Origin of the sequence: Mesorhizobium sp. CA5, assembly GCF_020165105.1 — a bacterium.
In the GTDB taxonomy this organism is placed as follows: domain Bacteria; phylum Pseudomonadota; class Alphaproteobacteria; order Rhizobiales; family Rhizobiaceae; genus Mesorhizobium.
Genome location: NZ_JAIUHJ010000001.1, coordinates 51,844 through 68,559, shown reverse-complemented (window position 1 = coordinate 68,559; position 16,716 = coordinate 51,844). Strand labels below are relative to the sequence as shown.

16 protein-coding genes are annotated in these 16,716 nt (G+C 64.1%); 9 read left to right on the top strand and 7 right to left on the bottom strand.

The genetic code is table 11. The features are described from left to right. Nucleotides 1-253 precede the first annotated feature (253 nt). The 5 genes from mltG to fabD form a co-directional block, all read right to left on the bottom strand. The gene (gene mltG, locus LB529_RS00345; RefSeq protein ID WP_224709854.1) at nt 254-1,444 is read right to left on the bottom strand and encodes an endolytic transglycosylase MltG; all 1,191 of its coding nucleotides are present in this window, start codon (nt 1,442-1,444) and stop codon (nt 254-256) included. 241 nt (nt 1,445-1,685) lie between these two features. Continuing rightward, nucleotides 1,686-2,948, bottom strand: coding sequence for a beta-ketoacyl-ACP synthase II (gene fabF / locus LB529_RS00340; protein ID WP_095767010.1), 1,263 nt, complete (start codon nt 2,946-2,948; stop codon nt 1,686-1,688). Between the two features lie 34 nt (nt 2,949-2,982). Beyond that, a complete protein-coding gene (locus LB529_RS00335) occupies nt 2,983-3,219 on the bottom strand; it encodes an acyl carrier protein (protein ID WP_006203723.1) in 237 nt (78 codons plus the stop codon). Nucleotides 3,220-3,417: 198 nt separating this feature from the next. Continuing rightward, entirely contained in the window at nt 3,418-4,155 is a 738-nt protein-coding gene (gene fabG / locus LB529_RS00330; RefSeq protein ID WP_140783695.1) for a 3-oxoacyl-[acyl-carrier-protein] reductase, read from the bottom strand. Nucleotides 4,156-4,457: 302 nt separating this feature from the next. Continuing rightward, entirely contained in the window at nt 4,458-5,411 is a 954-nt protein-coding gene (gene fabD / locus LB529_RS00325) for an ACP S-malonyltransferase (protein WP_224709853.1), read from the bottom strand. A 276-nt stretch (nt 5,412-5,687) separates the two neighbouring features. On the opposite strand from fabD, the gene LB529_RS00320 reads away from it, so the two are divergent. Beyond that, nucleotides 5,688-7,613, top strand: coding sequence for an LTA synthase family protein (locus LB529_RS00320; protein ID WP_224709852.1), 1,926 nt, complete (start codon nt 5,688-5,690; stop codon nt 7,611-7,613). A 203-nt stretch (nt 7,614-7,816) separates the two neighbouring features. Here the strand turns inward: LB529_RS00320 and LB529_RS00315 are convergent, their stop codons facing one another. Together LB529_RS00315 and LB529_RS00310 are read right to left on the bottom strand one after the other, a co-directional pair. After that, nucleotides 7,817-8,989, bottom strand: coding sequence for an NAD(P)/FAD-dependent oxidoreductase (locus tag LB529_RS00315; RefSeq protein WP_095767006.1), 1,173 nt, complete (start codon nt 8,987-8,989; stop codon nt 7,817-7,819). Continuing rightward, nucleotides 8,986-9,690 carry a class I SAM-dependent methyltransferase gene (locus LB529_RS00310; protein WP_224544079.1) on the bottom strand — a complete coding sequence of 235 codons (705 nt, stop codon included), beginning with the start codon at nt 9,688-9,690 and terminating at the stop codon, nt 8,986-8,988. The genes LB529_RS00315 and LB529_RS00310 overlap by 4 nt, the downstream gene beginning before the upstream one ends. A 334-nt stretch (nt 9,691-10,024) precedes the next feature. On the opposite strand from LB529_RS00310, the gene LB529_RS00305 reads away from it, so the two are divergent. From LB529_RS00305 to rplI, 8 genes are all read left to right on the top strand, one after another. After that, nucleotides 10,025-11,041 carry a type III polyketide synthase gene (locus LB529_RS00305; RefSeq protein ID WP_318012536.1) on the top strand — a complete coding sequence of 339 codons (1,017 nt, stop codon included), beginning with the start codon at nt 10,025-10,027 and terminating at the stop codon, nt 11,039-11,041. Beyond that, nucleotides 11,041-12,270 (top strand): sulfotransferase family protein, encoded by a 1,230-nt coding sequence (locus LB529_RS00300; RefSeq protein WP_224709850.1) that lies wholly within the window; start codon nt 11,041-11,043, stop codon nt 12,268-12,270. Before LB529_RS00305 ends, LB529_RS00300 begins: the two co-directional genes overlap by 1 nt. Nucleotides 12,271-12,305: 35 nt before the next feature. Beyond that, nucleotides 12,306-12,878, top strand: coding sequence for an ABC transporter substrate-binding protein (locus LB529_RS00295; protein WP_224709849.1), 573 nt, complete (start codon nt 12,306-12,308; stop codon nt 12,876-12,878). Nucleotides 12,879-12,894: 16 nt separating this feature from the next. Continuing rightward, complete coding sequence (locus LB529_RS00290) at nt 12,895-13,608, top strand: ABC transporter ATP-binding protein (RefSeq protein WP_224709848.1); 714 nt, start codon at nt 12,895-12,897, stop codon at nt 13,606-13,608. Nucleotides 13,609-13,611: 3 nt separating this feature from the next. Further along, the gene (locus LB529_RS00285) at nt 13,612-14,733 is read left to right on the top strand and encodes an ABC transporter permease (RefSeq protein ID WP_095767002.1); all 1,122 of its coding nucleotides are present in this window, start codon (nt 13,612-13,614) and stop codon (nt 14,731-14,733) included. 359 nt (nt 14,734-15,092) lie between these two features. Further along, nucleotides 15,093-15,578, top strand: a complete 486-nt coding sequence (rpsF, locus tag LB529_RS00280) for a 30S ribosomal protein S6 (RefSeq protein WP_095767001.1) — start codon at nt 15,093-15,095, stop codon at nt 15,576-15,578. After that, nucleotides 15,578-15,826: a 30S ribosomal protein S18 gene (gene rpsR, locus LB529_RS00275; protein ID WP_006203718.1), complete on the top strand. Its 249-nt coding sequence runs from the start codon at nt 15,578-15,580 to the stop codon at nt 15,824-15,826. Before rpsF ends, rpsR begins: the two co-directional genes overlap by 1 nt. A 217-nt stretch (nt 15,827-16,043) precedes the next feature. Continuing rightward, entirely contained in the window at nt 16,044-16,628 is a 585-nt protein-coding gene (gene rplI, locus LB529_RS00270) for a 50S ribosomal protein L9 (protein WP_095767000.1), read from the top strand. Nucleotides 16,629-16,716 lie beyond the last annotated feature (88 nt).

Sequence of the window (16,716 nt, the reverse complement as noted above, 5' to 3'; positions counted from 1 at the left end):
GCCCAAAAATCGCCGGACGATCGGCCGGCGTCCCCTCAAAACATGAATATGGCCTCGCGTCAAAGGACGCGTTCTTCTGCGTAGTGCATGTCGTTTCCCAAAACCGCTGGCGCACTTTTGGGCGACATGCAGTGAGTTCCGATGCATGTCGTCTTCCCAAAACCGCTGCGCACTTTTGGGCGACATGCAATGAGTTTCGATGCATGTCGTCTTCCCAAAACCGCTGCGCACTTTTGGGCGACATGCATTGCGCCTATTGCGCGTCGTCGCCGCCGGCGTCGCCATTCTCGCCATTGGCCCCGGCGTCGCTGCTGTCGGCGTTGCCATCGGGGGCTGCCGGCGCCGTCGTCTGGCCCGAGGCCTTGGCGGCGGCATCAGCCTGCTTCTTCTGCAGCGCCCGGTAACGGGCGACGTTCTGGTTGTGCTCTTCCAGCGTCGCTGCAAAGACATGGCCGCCATTGCCGTCAGCGACGAAATAGAGGTCGTCGGTCTTGGACGGATTGGCGACCGCTTCAAGCGCCGCTCGGCCCGGATTGGCGATCGGCGTCGGCGGCAGGCCCTTGATCATGTAGGTGTTGTAGGGCGTCTGCTTGTCGAGGTCGGACTGGTAGATCGGCCGGTCCGCCGGCTTTCCCTTGCCGCCGAACAGGCCGTAGATGATGGTCGGGTCGGATTGCAGCCGCATGCCCTTGGCCAGGCGGTTGAGGAACACCGCGGCGACGCGGGAGCGCTCGTCGCTCCTGCCCGTTTCCTTCTCGACGATCGAGGCGAGCGTGACGAAGTCGTCGATGTTGGCGATCGGCAGGTCGGCCGCGCGATGCGACCAGACATCCTCGACCAGCTTCTTCTGGTCGGCAACCAGCTTGTCGACCATTTGCTGCCTGGTGGCGCCGCGGGTGAAGCGCAGCGTGTCGGTGGCGATGGTACCTTCCGGCGGCAAGGTCGGCGGCATGTCGCCGGTGAGCGCCTCCTGATCGGCGACGCGCTGCAGCGCCTGCTCGACCGTCAGCCCTTCAGGAATGGTAAGCGAGTACATCACCGACTTGCCGCTCTTGAAGAGCTCCATGATGTCGCGCATCGAGGCGCGCGGCTTGATGGCATATTCGCCGGCCTTGAGCGCCGACTCATTGCCCGTGGCGCGCACGCCGAGCCGGAAGATGCGGGCATCGCTGATCAGGCTGCGGCGTTCCAGCTGGTCGGCGATCTCCTGCACGCCGGTGTTCGGCTTGATCATGAAGGTGTCGCCATTGGTGGACGGGCCGGGCTCGACGAAAGCCTGCATGCCGAAATAGAGCGCGGCACCCGAGGCGATGACCGCAAGGATAACCATGGAGAGGAAGAAGTTCAGGAACACGACGAACTGGCTGCGCGAAGCGCGCGAGCGCTTCGACGGCGGCGGCGTGCCGGCTTCCGGGCGCAACGCCTCGGCCGCAGTCTTCGGCATGATCGGCACCTTTGTGCCCTGCCGTGCGAAATCCCCGTCGCCGCCCGGATTTGTGCTCCCAGGATTTGTGCTCATGGCGCCCTACCGTCTGATCTTGCAACGAATCCCCTAGCTACAAACTAGGGGAGAATTTGGCAAAAATGACGGCAGGTGGCGGGACTGCCGGCTGGTTGTCTTTTTCTGAGCAATCCCGGGGCGGAAAGCGCTGAGCACTCTTTCCGGGATTGCTCCCGTTGGCCTTTCAGCCATTGTAGCGCTGGAACACGAGCGAGGCGTTGGTGCCGCCGAAGCCGAAGGAATTCGACAGCGCGACATCGATCTGACGCTGGCGCGGCTTGTTCGGCACGAGATCGATCGCCGTCTCGCGTTCCGGATTGTCGAGATTGATGGTTGCCGGCGCGACGTTGTCGCGGATGGCGAGGATCGAGAAAATCGCTTCCGCGGCACCCGCGGCGCCCAGCAGATGGCCGATCGACGACTTGGTCGACGACATCGAGATCTTCGAGGCGGCATTGCCGACCAGCCGCTCGACGGCGCCGAGCTCGATCGTATCGGCCATGGTCGAGGTGCCGTGCGCGTTGATGTAGTCGACGTCGGCCGGCGAGAGTTTCGCCCGGTTCAGCGCCGCCATCATGCAGCGGAAGGCGCCATCGCCATCTTCGGCCGGCGCGGTGATATGGTGGGCATCGCCGGTCAGGCCATAGCCGGTGACCTCGGCATAAATCTTGGCACCGCGGGCCTTGGCGTGCTCCAGCTCTTCCAGGACGACGACGCCCGCGCCCTCGCCCATGACGAAGCCGTCGCGGTCGCGATCATAAGGACGCGACGCTGTTTCGGGGCTGTCATTGCGCTCGGTGGACAGCGCCCGGCAGGCCGCGAAGCCGGCAATCGACAGCCGGGTCACCGGCGCCTCGGCGCCGCCGGCCAGCATCACATCGGCATCGCCCCACATGATCAGCCGGGCGGCGTCGCCAATGGCGTGCGCGCCGGTCGAGCATGCAGTGACCACCGCATGGTTCGGGCCCTTCAGGCCGTGGCGGATGGAAACCTGGCCAGAAACCAGATTGATGATCTGTCCGGGGATGAAGAAGGGGCTGATGCGGCGCGGGCCGCGTTCCTTCAGGATCATCGCGTTCTCGGCGATGCCGTCGATGCCGCCGATGCCGGAGCCGATCAGAACGCCGGTGGCGCACTGGTCCTCATGTGTCTCAGGCTTCCAGCCGGAATCGGCCAGCGCCTCGTCGGCGGCCGCGATGCCGTAGAGGATGAACTCGCCGATCTTGCGCAGTTCCTTCGGCTCGAGCACAGCCTCCGGATTGAAGGTGCCGTTCGAGCCGTCGCCGCGCGGAATGATGTGGGCGATCTTGCAGGCAAGATCGTCCACCTCGAATTCGGTGACGCGCCGGCAGGCGCTGCGGCCGGAGAGCAATTCCCGCCAGCTATGCTCGACGCCCATGCCGAACGGCGAAAGCAGGCCAAGGCCCGTGACGACGACACGCCTCATCGCAGGTCCTCCCCGGTTATGCCTGCGAAAGAACTCAGGCCGAGGCCTTGTCGATATACTTGACGGCGTCGCCGACGGTGAGGATGGTCTCGGCCGCATCGTCCGGAATCTCGACGCCGAACTCTTCTTCGAACGCCATGACGAGTTCAACCGTGTCGAGGCTGTCCGCGCCCAGATCGTCGATGAAGCTCGCCTGCTCCGTCACCTTGTCGGCATCGACGCCGAGATGCTCGATGACGATCTTCTTGACGCGCTCTGCGGTGTCACTCATTTGGGGCAATCCTCGTCTTAGGTTGTCTATCTTCGTTAGCGGGCGGAATGCCGCTAATCAAGCTGAAAGATGGTCTTGCGGGCAACGCAACGCCACAGGACCGGTTTTTGCCCGAACCGCCGGGTTGCGGGCCGCATTACACGAAAAATGACGGGCGTCCAAGCCGAAATGGCTGTTTTCACAGGCGCCCGCCCCGCCTCAGATCATTGCCATGCCGCCGTTGACGTGAATGGTCTGGCCGGTGACATAGGCCGCCTCGTTGGAGGCGAGATAAGCGACGGCGGACGCCACTTCAACGCTGGTGCCCATGCGCCGGGTCGGGATCGCGGCCATGATCGTCTCTTTCTGCTTGTCGTTGAGCTTGTCGGTCATGGCCGATTCGATGAAGCCCGGGGCGACGCAGTTGACGGTGATGTTGCGGGTGGCGATCTCCTGCGCCAGCGACTTGGAAAAGCCGATCATGCCTGCCTTGGAGGCGCAGTAGTTGGTCTGGCCGGGATTGCCGGTGACGCCGACCACCGAGGTGATGTTGATGATGCGGCCATGGCGGCGGCGCATCATCGGATGGGTCAGTTCGCGGGTCAGCCGGAACACAGCGGTGAGGTTGACCTCGATCACCGAATCCCAGTCGGCGTCCGACATGCGCACGAACAGGCCGTCCTTGGTGATGCCGGCATTGTTGACCAGGATGTCGACGCCCTCGAGATCGGCCTCCGCTTTCTGGCCGAGCGCCTTGACCGCGTCGCGGTTCGTCAGGTCCGCCGGAAACAGTTTTACGCGGTCGCCCAATTCGCCCGCCAAGGCTTCCAGCTTCTCCACACGGGTGCCGTGCAGGCCGACGATCGCGCCCTGGCTGTGCAGCACCCTGGCGATCGCCTCGCCGATGCCTCCCGATGCGCCGGTGACGAGCGCCTTCCGGCCGGTCAGTTCGAACATATCTTCAACCTCATTTTTCCAGACGGCTGCAAGCAGTCGCGTTCCGTATACGTCATATCGTCCAAGTCACGCTAGACAAGCGTCGGACATTGGCGAAGGCCTCCTTCCCGTCGTCATCCACGGGCGGAGCGGGAGCGAAGCGGACGCGTAGACCCGAGGATCCATGCCGTGACATTGGCCGAAGGATGCAACGGAGCAGAATTCTGCACCGCGGCGGCACTTCCAAGTCACGGCATGGATTCTAGGGTCTGCGCTGCGTCGCTTCGCTCCTTGCTCCGCCCTAGAATGACGAAAACGGGGCCTCACCCCAAAGCCGCCAGCGCGGCCTCGACTTCCGCCGCCGTGCCCACGGCGCCGGTGGCGATGTCGCGGTTGATGCGGCGCGCCAGGCCCGACAGCACCTTGCCTGCGCCGACTTCATAGAGGCTCGCGACGCCGTTGGCGCCAAACCATTCCACCGTCTCTCGCCAACGTACGCGGGCGACCACCTGCTCGACCAGGCGGCGGACGATCTCATCGGGGTCGCTGGTCGGGGTTACGGTGACGTTCGAGACGATCGGAACCACCGGCGCGGATTTCGCGACACCGGCCAGCGCCTCGCGCATTATGTCGGCGGCAGGCGTCATCAGCGCCGAATGAAAGGGGGCGGAAACCTGCAGCATCAGCGCCCGCTTGGCGCCTTTTTCGGTGCACAGCTTCGCCGCCAGCTCGACCGCCGGCCTGGCGCCGGAGATCACCAGCTGGCCGCCGCCATTGTCGTTGGCGACCTGGCAGACGGAGCCGTTGCCGACCTCGCGAGCTGCCTCGGCGCAAGCGGCCTCGACGTCGGCCTGTTCCAGCCCGATGATCGCGGCCATGGCGCCCTCGCGGGCCGGCACCGCCGCCTGCATGGCGTTGCCGCGGGTCCGAAGCAGCCGCGCCGCGTCGCCGACCGAAACGAAGCCGGCCGCAGCAAGCGCGGAATATTCACCGAGCGAATGGCCGGCGACATAAGCCACCTTGTCCTTCAGCGAGAAGCCGCGCGCTTCGAGCGCGCGCATCGCCGCCAGCGACACCGCCATCAGCGCCGGCTGGGCATTGGCGGTCAGCGTCAGCGTCTCTTCCGGCCCTTCCCAGATGAGTTTCGACAGTTTTTCGCCGAGCGCTGCGTCCACTTCCTCGAAGACGCGACGCGCTTCGGGGAATGCATCGGCGAGGTCCTTGCCCATGCCGACGGCCTGGCTGCCCTGTCCCGGAAAGGTGAATGCGACGGCCATTTTGAGGTCTCTCCAGAGGCTGGTTTTGTCTGCCTCTGGCGCAAGGCGGACAGCCAAGTCAAGCCCGCAGGCGTCTCTTCGGCCTGCATTTCGGTCGGAAATCCTGCTGACTGCCTGTTCCAAAAGGCCTTTTACTTGATCACACCTGATGAAAACCGCTCACGTTTAGTTTGCTGGCTCTTCTTATTTCCGCCACAGGCGCTAGCTTTGCGTGACATTTCGATGACAGTGGCGTGACGCGAGTGGAAGACGCGTGACAAGGGCCGGGGAAGCAAAGTGGCAAGGATCAGGAAAGGCGCGGCCAAACCCGCGCCGCAATTTTTGGAAGACGATCCGTCCACCGGCTATCTGCCGGGACGAGCCTGGCCGACCGTACGCTACGGCCTGTCGACGCTTCTTGCCTCAGCCCTGCTCGTCTTCGCGATCGAGCTGATCGTACGCGGCGATTTCTTCGGCACAGTCGATTTCTTCATGCAGCCCTTCAAGCCCGGCTGGACCACCATCATCGTCTTCGCCCTGGTGCTGCTCGGGCTGGACGCCATACTCGGCCGAAGCCACCAGAGCCTGATGATCGTGGCGCCGCTGACGCTGGCGCTGGCCTTTGTCGGCCACCAGAAATCGCGTTACCTCGGCGACCCGCTCTATCCCACGGATTTCCTGTTCGCCCGCCAGATCATGGCGCTGATGCCGCTCCTGGTGCGCGAGCGCCCGTGGACGGCCGTCATGCTGGCGGTCGGCATCGTCGGCGGTCTGACGCTGCTCGTCTACGGCTGGCGGACCTGGCGCCGGCGAGTGCCCATCCTCAGCCGCAAGGGCCGCCTGGCGCGGCTGGTGCTTGCCGTGCCGCTGCTCGCCTTCTTCGTCTCGATCATGGACTACGCCACCTTCTCGTGGACGCGCGACCGGCTGCAGATCATCCCGATCATGTGGGACCAGAAGGAGAACTACGCCTCCAACGGCTTTGCGCTGGCCTTCGCGATGAACGTGCCGATGGCGCATGTCGCGGCGCCGCCCGGCTATTCCGAGAAGACGATGGCCGCGATCCAGCGCCCCGACGCCGCCGCTTCCATGCCGGACGAGAAGCCGGATATCGTGGTGGTGATGAGCGAATCCTTCTGGGATCCGACGCACCTGCCCGGCGTCACCATCAAGCCCGACCCTATCCCGACGGTCAGGGCGTTGCGCTCCGGCTCGATGTTCTCGCCCGAGTTCGGCGGCATGACCGCCAATATTGAGTTCGAGGCGCTGACCGGCTTTTCCAACGCCTTCCTGCCGGCCGGCTCGATCCCCTATCAGCAATATGTGCGCACCCCGACCCCGTCGCTGGCGACCTTCCTGAAGAGCCAGGGTTACCGGGCGCGCGCCATCCATCCCGGCACCAACTGGTTCTGGAACCGCGGCGCCGTCTATGCCGATTTCGGCTTCAACGACTTCCGCTCCGAAGAGACGCTGCCGCCGATGGAAAAGCGCGGGCCGCTGGCTTCCGACGCGGCGATGACCGACGAGATCATCCGCGAGGCCGACACCAGCGACGATCCGGTGTTCCTGTTCGCCGTCAGCCTGCAGAACCACGGTCCTTATGAGCCCTACCGCTACTACAACCCGACGCATTCGATCGACGCGCCGATCAGTTCCTGGGCGCGGGAATCGCTGCTTTCCTATGCCGAGGGGTCGGCTGACGCCGACCGCGGCCTGCAGCGCCTGATCGACTGGGCGAAGGCCCGCCAGCGGCCGACCATCATCGCCTTCTTCGGCGATCATCTGCCGCCGCTCGGACCCGTCTATGTCGAGACCGGCTTCCTCAAGGACAATGTCGCGCCGCGCAAGGAGCCGGCGATCGCCGCGCTCGAACACCACGATACGCCTTTGGTTATCTGGTCGAACCGCTCCGGTCCGGTCGAGAACATCGGCTCGGTGAGCCCGGCCTTCCTGCCCTATCATATCCTGACCACGGCAGGCATCAGCCACCCCTATTACACCGGCTTCCTCGGCGCGCTGCGCGAACACTACCGGGTGATCGACCGCAACCTGCTCCTGTCGCCCGTGGGCGAAGCAACGCCGGATTGGGCGAGGCAGAAGCAGATCGATCCGAAGATCAACGATTTCCGGCTCATCCAATACGACATGATGTTCGGCAAGCGGCTCTCGGCGCCCGACTTCTTCCCCGAGACGGTGAACAGGCTGGTTGCGCATACAAGCTGAGCTGAGCGGCGGTCACAGCCGATCGCGGCTATCCCGGTCCGTGGCGGGAAACGATCTTTCGATGCCGGGTCTTGGAAAGGTTTTGTCGCTGCGATTTAGAGCAATTCCAGGAAAAGTGTGAGCGGTTTCCGTCCGGAATTGCGTAAAAAACAAAGAGATAGGTCGTTTCGCCGTTTCCGTGACACGGTGAAACGCACTAGACGTCAAAAGCCTGGAACGGGCTGGACCTTTCCACTCAGCCGAGCGCCAAGCGTCAAAGCGGCCGGAAAATTCTTGATCACGGCGCGCATGGCCGACGCGCCACCTGGCCCAAGCGCTATTTTGGCAATCAAGGCCGCGGCACGCAGACGGGTCGAGAATTGCCGACGCCATTCGCGTTCGTAGCGATGCCCGGCGGCGTCGCGGTCCTCGCGACGTTTGCCCGATACGATCAGTTCTCGCGCAAGCAGCCAGCCCGATTGCAGCGCCATCGAAATCCCTTCGGCGATGACAGGATGCGACTCGCCCGCGATGTTGCCGACACGGAAGATGCCCTGATCGTAGCCGGCCCGGATGCCCGGATGAATCGGTCCCGCAGCCAGCCATGGGCCATCCAATTCGGCACCTGCCAGCGCAGTTCGCACGCCTCGGCACGAGGCCAGGACGTGGCGCGACACCGCATCCGCCGCCGCAATATTCCCAAAGCGCCGGCGCAGCCCGGATAGAACATCGCGGCGGATACAGCAGGAGATTGAAACCCGACCATTGTCCGCAGTTACCATCCCGCCATATCCGCCTGGGAATACCAGCAGCGGCATCAGATCGGGCGCCAGCGCGGCGCCGGTAAAATGCGCCTTGAAGCCGAAAAGGTCGGAGGGTTGGCTGGTTCTTTCAAGTTGGCTCGGAAGTTTCCCAGTTTCCCATGATCCGTGCGCGGCAATGATGACGGGTGTGCTGAGCAGCTTCTGTTGCTGGTCGGATTCCACAGTCAGAAATTGCAAGTCATCGCGCCGGCAGATGGCGACTGCCTTGCAAGGCTGGAGGATCTCGACACCCGCACGTTCGGCAGCCTGCAGCAGGATGGTGTCCAGACGATCGCGGCCGAGCGCGCGGCCGAGACCCGTCTTGGCGCTCGGCATTCGCGCCTGCGCCGAGACATCGCCCGAAAAGAACCCGACGCGCCTTATCTCGGGGCCGGCTTCCGCGCGCCAGCTCTCGCCGACGCCCAGCTGATCGAGCAAGGCAAGGCTGGTGCCCGACATGAATTCGCCGCAGACCTTGCGGCGAGGAAATGCCACCTTCTCCACCATTGCCACCGACCAACCATGTTGGGCGAGTGCAATGGCGGTGGAACTTCCGGCAGGACCGGCACCGATGACAATTGCGTCGTGCATCATTTCGTATCGAGCGTGCTCGCGCCAACAAAACCTTGCGTAAACAGGCCTCTGCGGCCCTCCATCACGGGCGTTCCACCTGACAGTTGCCACAATTGTGAAAGTTCCGTGCCACGAAAACCGGCGCGCACACTTTGCGCTGCATCATTCAGCGTTACCGCACAGGCGCCGATCAATCGCAGAAACCCTGTCGCCACAAGCGGCACCTTGGCTCTCAACGGCTCCGTGGCGACGAGCATCGGGGCCATCGTCATCATCCGAGAAAACAGCTCCTGCAGGCGCATGTCGTCGAAGTGGTGGAGGATAAGGTTGGCGCAAACAAGGTCGAAGGGCCTGTCCTGGGTCCAATCGAACAGATCCGCAGTCACGGGCTGCGCCCGCCAGCCCAATTCAGCGAAAGAGCTGCGCAAGTCCTCGCCTATCAAGCCGATCCTGTCGACCATGACGATCTCGACGTCGGGCCAATGGCGCGCCATCAGCCGCGCCACCGCCAGCATGAACTTTCCGTCGCCGGCGCCTATTTCGAGGATGCGCAGCGGCGGCTTTTGCACGTTTTGCCGCATCAGCGATGCCATGATCCTGGCCTGGAACATCAATGCATTGATGCGAACGAGATCGCGACGGGATGCAATCGCACGGGGATCGTCAGCCGGGAGGCCGTCGAGGAGTTCTGGCTCCAGATGCCGGATGTCTATGTCGGTCATGCGATGGATCGGAAATCTAGGTTTCAGCCGGCAATCCGGCAAATAGAATTCGCTCGTATCTTCATGGCCGCGCGCTGCTGGGCCGCGGAACCCGCATTTGAACCCAACCCGGATAGCGAAGTCGGTCCCCTTCATGCGAGATCGGAGGCTGATATCACAGTTTGCTAATGAGAAATATCGGCACCGCGCAATAAAATGCTCTATGCAGGCGTTTACCTTAGGAATGCTTCTCTAATTCGCAGACCTTATGAGCCCGATTGCGCTCATGCTCGGAGCTATTTTGTCCCCTCAAGCGTATCTGAACGGCATTGCCACGTGTGTCCCCGAACATGACGTGCATCGGTTCTTCCTCGGCTATGGAGCCTCGCTGCTTGAAAACGACGCGCAGCGCCTTGCGCTCTTCGAGCGAATGGTCGCTCTGGCCGGGATCGAACATCGTTATTCCTGCTTTGCGCCTGCCGACGATCCGCGCGGCGGGGCAATCGACCGCGACGGCACCTCGGTCAGAGGCTCGTTCGCCAGCACCGCAATGCGTATGCGGATGTACGAAGCCGCCGCACCGGAGCTCGCGCAAAGGGCCGTCGACAGACTTCTGGCCAACGACGACCGCTCGCTGATCACGCATTTGATCGTGACGAGCTGCACCGGCTTTTCGGCGCCCGGCATCGACCTCGAGCTGGTGCAGCGATGCGGCCTGTCGACGTCGGTCGAGCGCACCATCATCGGCTTCATGGGATGCTATGCCGCCATCAACGCCTTGAAGCTGTCGCGCCACATCGTGCGATCGGATCCGAAGGCCCGCGTGCTGATTGTCAACATCGAATTGTGCACGCTGCATTTCAAGGAAGCCACGGAGCTCGAGAAGCTGATCTCGTTCTGTCTATGGGGCGACGGTTGCGCGGCCTCGCTGGTGACAGCCGAGCCGCACGGCATCCTGCTCGAAAGCTTCCACGCGATCGTGGCGGCGGAGCGCAAGGAGCTGATGAGCTGGAATATCCGCGATGACGGCTTTGACATGGTGCTGTCCGGGCAGGTTCCCGGTGCCGTCCGTGAGACGCTGCGCAACGAGCATCCGGCCATCCTCGGCGGCAGGCCCGCCAAGGAGATCGATTTGTGGGCGGTGCATCCCGGCGGCCGCTCGGTGCTCGACGCGGTCGAGCGTGCGCTCGAACTGAAGCCGACCGCGCTCGCCGCATCGCGCGAAGTGCTCCGGCAATACGGCAACATGTCGTCGGCCACCGTAATGTTCGCGATGGCCGAAATGCTGAAGGAGCCGTCGGGCTTGCTCGGCTGCGGCATGGCGTTCGGGCCGGGATTGACCACCGAGACCATGATGTTCCGGACTGCCTGATGAAGTCGAATGCCATGCGGCACCGCGTCCGTGCTTTCGCAGCCCGTTGGCTGGTGCCCTACCTGCCGTATCCGCACTTCATGTGTGTGGCACCTCTTGACGCCGTGTTGCGGGTCCTATGGCGTGCGGAAGGCCGGCTGCCTCCCGTTTATTGGCCGCGCCTGATGCTCCTGTTCCTGATTTCGGGCATCAACACGATCGCCTCCCTGCCGGAGCGCGTGATCCTTGGGGCATGGCTGCGGCTGCGACCTCCCCGGATGGAACCGGATAACGCGCCTGTGTTCGTTCTTGGCTACTTCCGCTCCGGGACGACTTTTTTGCAGAACCTGCTGTCGGCGGACCCGGACCTGAGATCGCCGGGCTGGCCGCAGGTCCTGGCGCCTCAGACATTCGTTCTTGGCTGGGCCCTGCTGCGCTATCTTTTCGTGCCCTTGCTGCCGTTGACGCGCCTCGACGCGGTCGTGCCGGTTGGCGCCAGGCTGCCGGCGGAGGACGACTTCGCATTGAACAATCTGGGTGGAATGTCGATCCTGGCGGGACGCGCCGTGCTTCCCCGCCGGCAAGCCTTCTTCAATCGGTATCAGGATCTCGACTCGCTTTCGGCGCAAGAGCTGAACCGCTGGCGCTCACATCAGCTCGCTTTCGTGCAGAAGCTCACGCTCGTTGCCGGAGGGCGGCGACTTCTGCTCAAGTCGCCGAGCCACACGGCGCGCGTCCGCCACCTTTTGGAGCTGTTCCCTGGCGCCAAGTTTGTCCACATCTCGCGTCCGCCGGAAGCGGTGTTCCGGTCCAACCTTGTTCTGACGCGCGAGTTGCAGCGTGCGTTCGCCCTGCAGCCGCCGCTGCCCGAGCACGAGCAGGAAGAGATCATCGCCAGCGAATATCTCGCGACGGAAATGCACTATCTGGCTGATAGAACCCGGATTCCAGCCGCCGACCTCGCCGAGGTGAGGCTACAGGATCTGATTGCCGATCCGACGGGCGAGATGAAGCGGATCTACCGCGAACTGGGCCTGCCATTCTCCCAAGGCTGCGAGGAGCGCATGCTGCAAGTCGCCGCGACGTTCGGCAAACAGCCGCGCAACCGCCATCCCGACCTGACGGAAGGGCAGAAAGCGCGCGTAGCCCGCCTCGAACCGCTCGCTTCCAATTTCGGGCATGTGCCTGCGCTGCCTCCCGGACGGTCAATATTGACAGCCAACCGCGCATTGGATGACATGGCATCATGACGGCAGGCCTATTGTCATACGCAAGCTGGGCAGGTTTGGCCCGGCTGTTGCTCCCTCTGTTGCTCAGCATCTGCGCCCCGCCGATCTCGGCGGTTGCCGACGAACAGGGCGATGCAATCAAGCTGGTTGAGACCGTGCGCCAGGCGGCGCTCGTGCTCGGGCGCGGCGGGCCCGCCGAGTCGCAGCTCCGCTCGATCTCAGCGGCCTTCGACGGAAAGGGAATTGCCCAAGCCGTGCTCGGGACGCGCTGGCGCAGCGCGAGCGCGGACGACCGCGCCGCGGTGGTCGATGCGCTTCTTTATGCCATCGCACACGGGCTGGCCGACAAGCTGGAACGGACGCAGGACAAGACTTTCACCGTGCTCGGCACAAAGACCCTGGCCAACGGCGACATACTGGTGCGCAGCGAATTCCGCCGGCAGCTCCGCGGCCCAACGTCCGTGGACTGGCGTGTCCGCCGCTGCCGCGGGCAACTCTGTATCGGCGATGTCTTTGTCGACGGCGGGTCGGTGACCTTGCGGCAGCGGGACCGCATCGGCCAGATCCTCGCCGGCAATGGCGGCTCGATCCCTGCGCTTGTCGTCGATCTCAGGAAAGGCCGGGTATGACTCCTCGCCGGCGCCCATGTCCTCCCTCGTCGAATTGAGCAATGTCGGCCGCGATTTTGACGGCGGCCGCATCGTCGCCGTCGACGACGTGTCGCTCGCAATCGGGAATGACGAGACCGTCGCGATTGTCGGCCGCAGCGGCAGCGGCAAATCGACGATCCTGAACCTGGTCTGCGGGCTCGACCGGCCGACCCGCGGCGAAGTTCGGTTCGAAGGGCGGGCCGTCAATGGAAGCGCTGCGTGGGCAGCGGTCCGGGCCAGCAGGATCGGCATTGTCTTCCAGAATTTCTGCCTGCTCCCCTCTTTGTCGGCGCGCGAGAACATCGAGGTGGCCCTGCTGGGAAACCTCGGCGGAGCGCAGCAGCGTCGCGCTCGCGCGCTGGAACTTCTGGCGCATTTCGGTCTTGCCGATCGCGCTGCGCTGCGGCCCGCCGAGCTTTCCGGCGGCGAACGCCAGCGCCTTGCAATTGCGCGGGCGCTGGCCAACCGTCCGAAGCTTCTTCTTGCCGACGAGCCGACAGGAAGCCTCGACGTGCAGACAAGCCAATCCGTCATGGACATCATCGGCAATGCGCATCGCGAGTTCGGGACCGCAGTGATCGTGGTGACCCATGACGAGGACGTGGCCGCGTTGTGCGGACGCCGGGTCGAGATCTCGGATGGCCGCATCCGCTCGGACAGCCGGATGGCGGCAATCTCAGCGCCCGCACCGGCATCGCGGATCGGCTAGCCCATGACGGAGCTGACCCTGCCCTTGCGCGGTCTCATCGCACGTCCGCTGCGCACTTTGCTCACGGTGCTCGGCATCGCCTTGGCGGTCGCCGGCTTCGTGGCGCTTACCGGCCTGACCGCCGGCGTCCAGCGCTCATTTGCGTCGGGAATCGATGAGAACGGCGCGGATCTGGTGGTTAGCCAGCGCAGCACCTTCAATTTGGTGAGCAGCACCGTGCCCAGAGCGCTCGGCCCGGCGCTTTCGGCGGTGCCGAATGTCGAGGCGGTGTCGGGCGTTCTCCTCAACATCACCACCGCCGACGAGGACGCCAATATCGTCATGGCCGGCTGGCCAAGCGGCAGCTTCCTGTGGAAAGACGTGCCGCTCGTGGCGGGGCGGCTCCCTGTGCCGGGGGACCAGTGGCCGGTTATCCTTGGCCAATCGATCGCCGGCGCATTGGACAAGCGGGTCGGCGATACCGTCGAGCTGCAGTTCCAGCCCTATCGGATCGTCGGCATCGCGTCGTTCTCGTCCATGCTGAACCAGAACAGCGCCATCGTTCCGCTCGAGGGGCTGCAGCAGCTCCTGTCGCGGGAGGACGCCTTTACCTTGTTCGAGGTAAGACTGAAGCGCCCGCTCGACGCCGACGGCATCGCCGCTGCCCGAACCCGGCTCGTTGCAGCCGCGCCGGGATTCGTGGTCGTCGACACCGAGCAGTTCGCCAACAGCATCCGCATCTTCGATCTGCTTCGGGCGATCGCCCGCACGATTTCGCTGGTCGTCATGGCGATGGCCTCGGTTGCGGTCGCCAACACGCTGCTGATGGCCGTGAACGAACGGACGTTCGAGATTGGTGTTCTGGCGGCGCTTGGCTGGGCGCCGCGGCGGATTCTTCGGCTCATCCTCATCGAAGGCGTCTTCATGAGCGCAGCCGGCGGCGTTATCGGTATCGTTCTCGGCGCCCTGACCATGGAAGCGGCGGCGAAGACAAGGGTCGCGGCGGGGCTGATCGTGCCCTATCTGTCAGGCTGGTCGATCGCCCAGGCGCTGATCTTCGTCTTCATCGCCGGTCCGCTCGGCGCACTCTACCCGGCTTGGCGCGCCACGCGCCTTCTCCCCGCTGAAGCGCTCCGCAGGATCTGACTTGCCGTGTCGGCCGGGCAGCGCTCCGGTGCCAGCAAAAGCATCGATCTGTCGTGTAAACGAAACGACCGGTTCGCAGGTCCGCGGCATCGGCGACGCAGGCCGGGCCTTGCCTTCCTGGCGAATTGCTATATAGACCCGCGCAATCTGCCGGTCCTTGCTGGGGGCTGAACGGAGGGCCGTGGCCTTTTCGAAGGTCGCGACACGAAGCCGGAAGGGCTTCCAGCCTCCCGTGTCTCCGCTCTCGACCGTCTCGTGATGCTCCTTTCTTCCCCGCTCTTTCGCGATCGGGTCAGACAAGTTGCAGAGGCTTAGCCGCGAGGGCCGGTGAGAGAAACGAAGAAAGGCACTTAAACATAATGGCTCTTTACGAACATGTGTTTCTTGCCCGGCAGGACCTGTCGCAGCAGCAGGTTGATGCGCTTGTCGAACAGTACAAGGGCGTCATCACGGCGAATGGCGGCTCGGTCGGCCGGATCGAGAACTGGGGACTGAAGTCCCTCACCTACCGGGTCAAGAAGAACCGGAAGGCTTACTACACGCTGATGGACATCACCTGCCCGCCGGCCGCGCTCAACGAAATGGAGCGCCAGATGGGCCTGTCGGAAGACGTCCTTCGCTTCCTCACCATCAAGGTGGAAGCGCATGAGGAAGGCGCCTCGGCGATGATGCAGAAGCGCGAAGAGCGCTCCGAGCGCGGCGGCTTCGGCGACCGCGACCGTGGCCCGCGTTCGTTCGGCGACCGCGACCGCGGTGACCGCGGTCCGCGTTCGTTCGGCGACCGTGACGGCGGCGACCGTGGCCCGCGCCGTCCGCGCGAAGGCGTTGAAGGAGGTGCAGAATAATGGTCGACATCAACCAGATCCCGACCCGGCGCCCCTTCCACCGCCGCCGCAAGACCTGCCCGTTCTCCGGCGCCAACGCGCCCAAGATCGACTACAAGGACGTGCGTCTCCTGCAGCGCTACATTTCCGAACGCGGCAAGATCGTGCCCTCGCGCATCACCGCCGTCAGCCAGAAGAAGCAGCGCGAGCTCGCCAAGGCGATCAAGCGCGCCCGCTTCCTCGGCCTGCTGCCCTACGTGGTTCGCTGAGGCCTGAAACTTCGATGCGGGCGCTTGGCGCCCGCATCCCCACCCACGGCGACGGGCGCCGCGGTTCAAATCAAATCCCGAGTTGGGGCCGGATCGCCTCTAACTGCCAGGACAGGCAGGACAGCGACAAGAGCGGCGAGCGCCGCAAAGAGCTTCCTGACCTGTTCCAGATCATTGCGCCAGCCTTCCGGCCGGCGCCAACCGAAGGAACGAAACCATGGAAGTCATTCTCCTCGAGCGCATTTCCCGCCTCGGCCAGATGGGCGAGACCGTCAAGGTCAAGGACGGGTTCGCCCGCAATTTCCTGCTGCCGCAGGGCAAGGCGCTGCGCGCCAACGAAGCCAACAAGAAGAAGTTCGAGGGCCAGCGCGCCCAGCTCGAAGCCCGCAACCTGGAGCGTAAGTCGGAGGCCGCGCAGGTCGCCGAGAAGCTCGACGGCAAGAGCTTCATCGTGGTGCGCTCGGCCGGCGAGACCGGTCAGCTCTACGGCTCGGTGTCGACCCGCGACATCGCCGATCTGCTGATCGCCGAAGGCTTCACCGTCAACCGCAACCAGGTCGAGCTCAACCAGCCAATCAAGACCATCGGCCTCTCCAACGTGGCGATCGCGCTGCATCCGGAAGTCGAGGTCACCGTGACGCTCAACGTCGCCCGTTCGGCCGACGAGGCGGAGCGCCAGGCCAAGGGCGAGACGCTGACCACCGCCGAAGCCATCTATGGCGAGGACATCAACGACAACGCCCGGCCGGAGAATTTCTTCGACCCGAACGCCGAATTCGAAGGCGGCGAAGAGAACGCCTGATCTCTGGACCTGATTTGGCACATCCTCCGAAGCGTCGCTTCGGCTCGCAGACGTCCAGGATTTCTGGACCAACGCCCGGGTCTTTGAC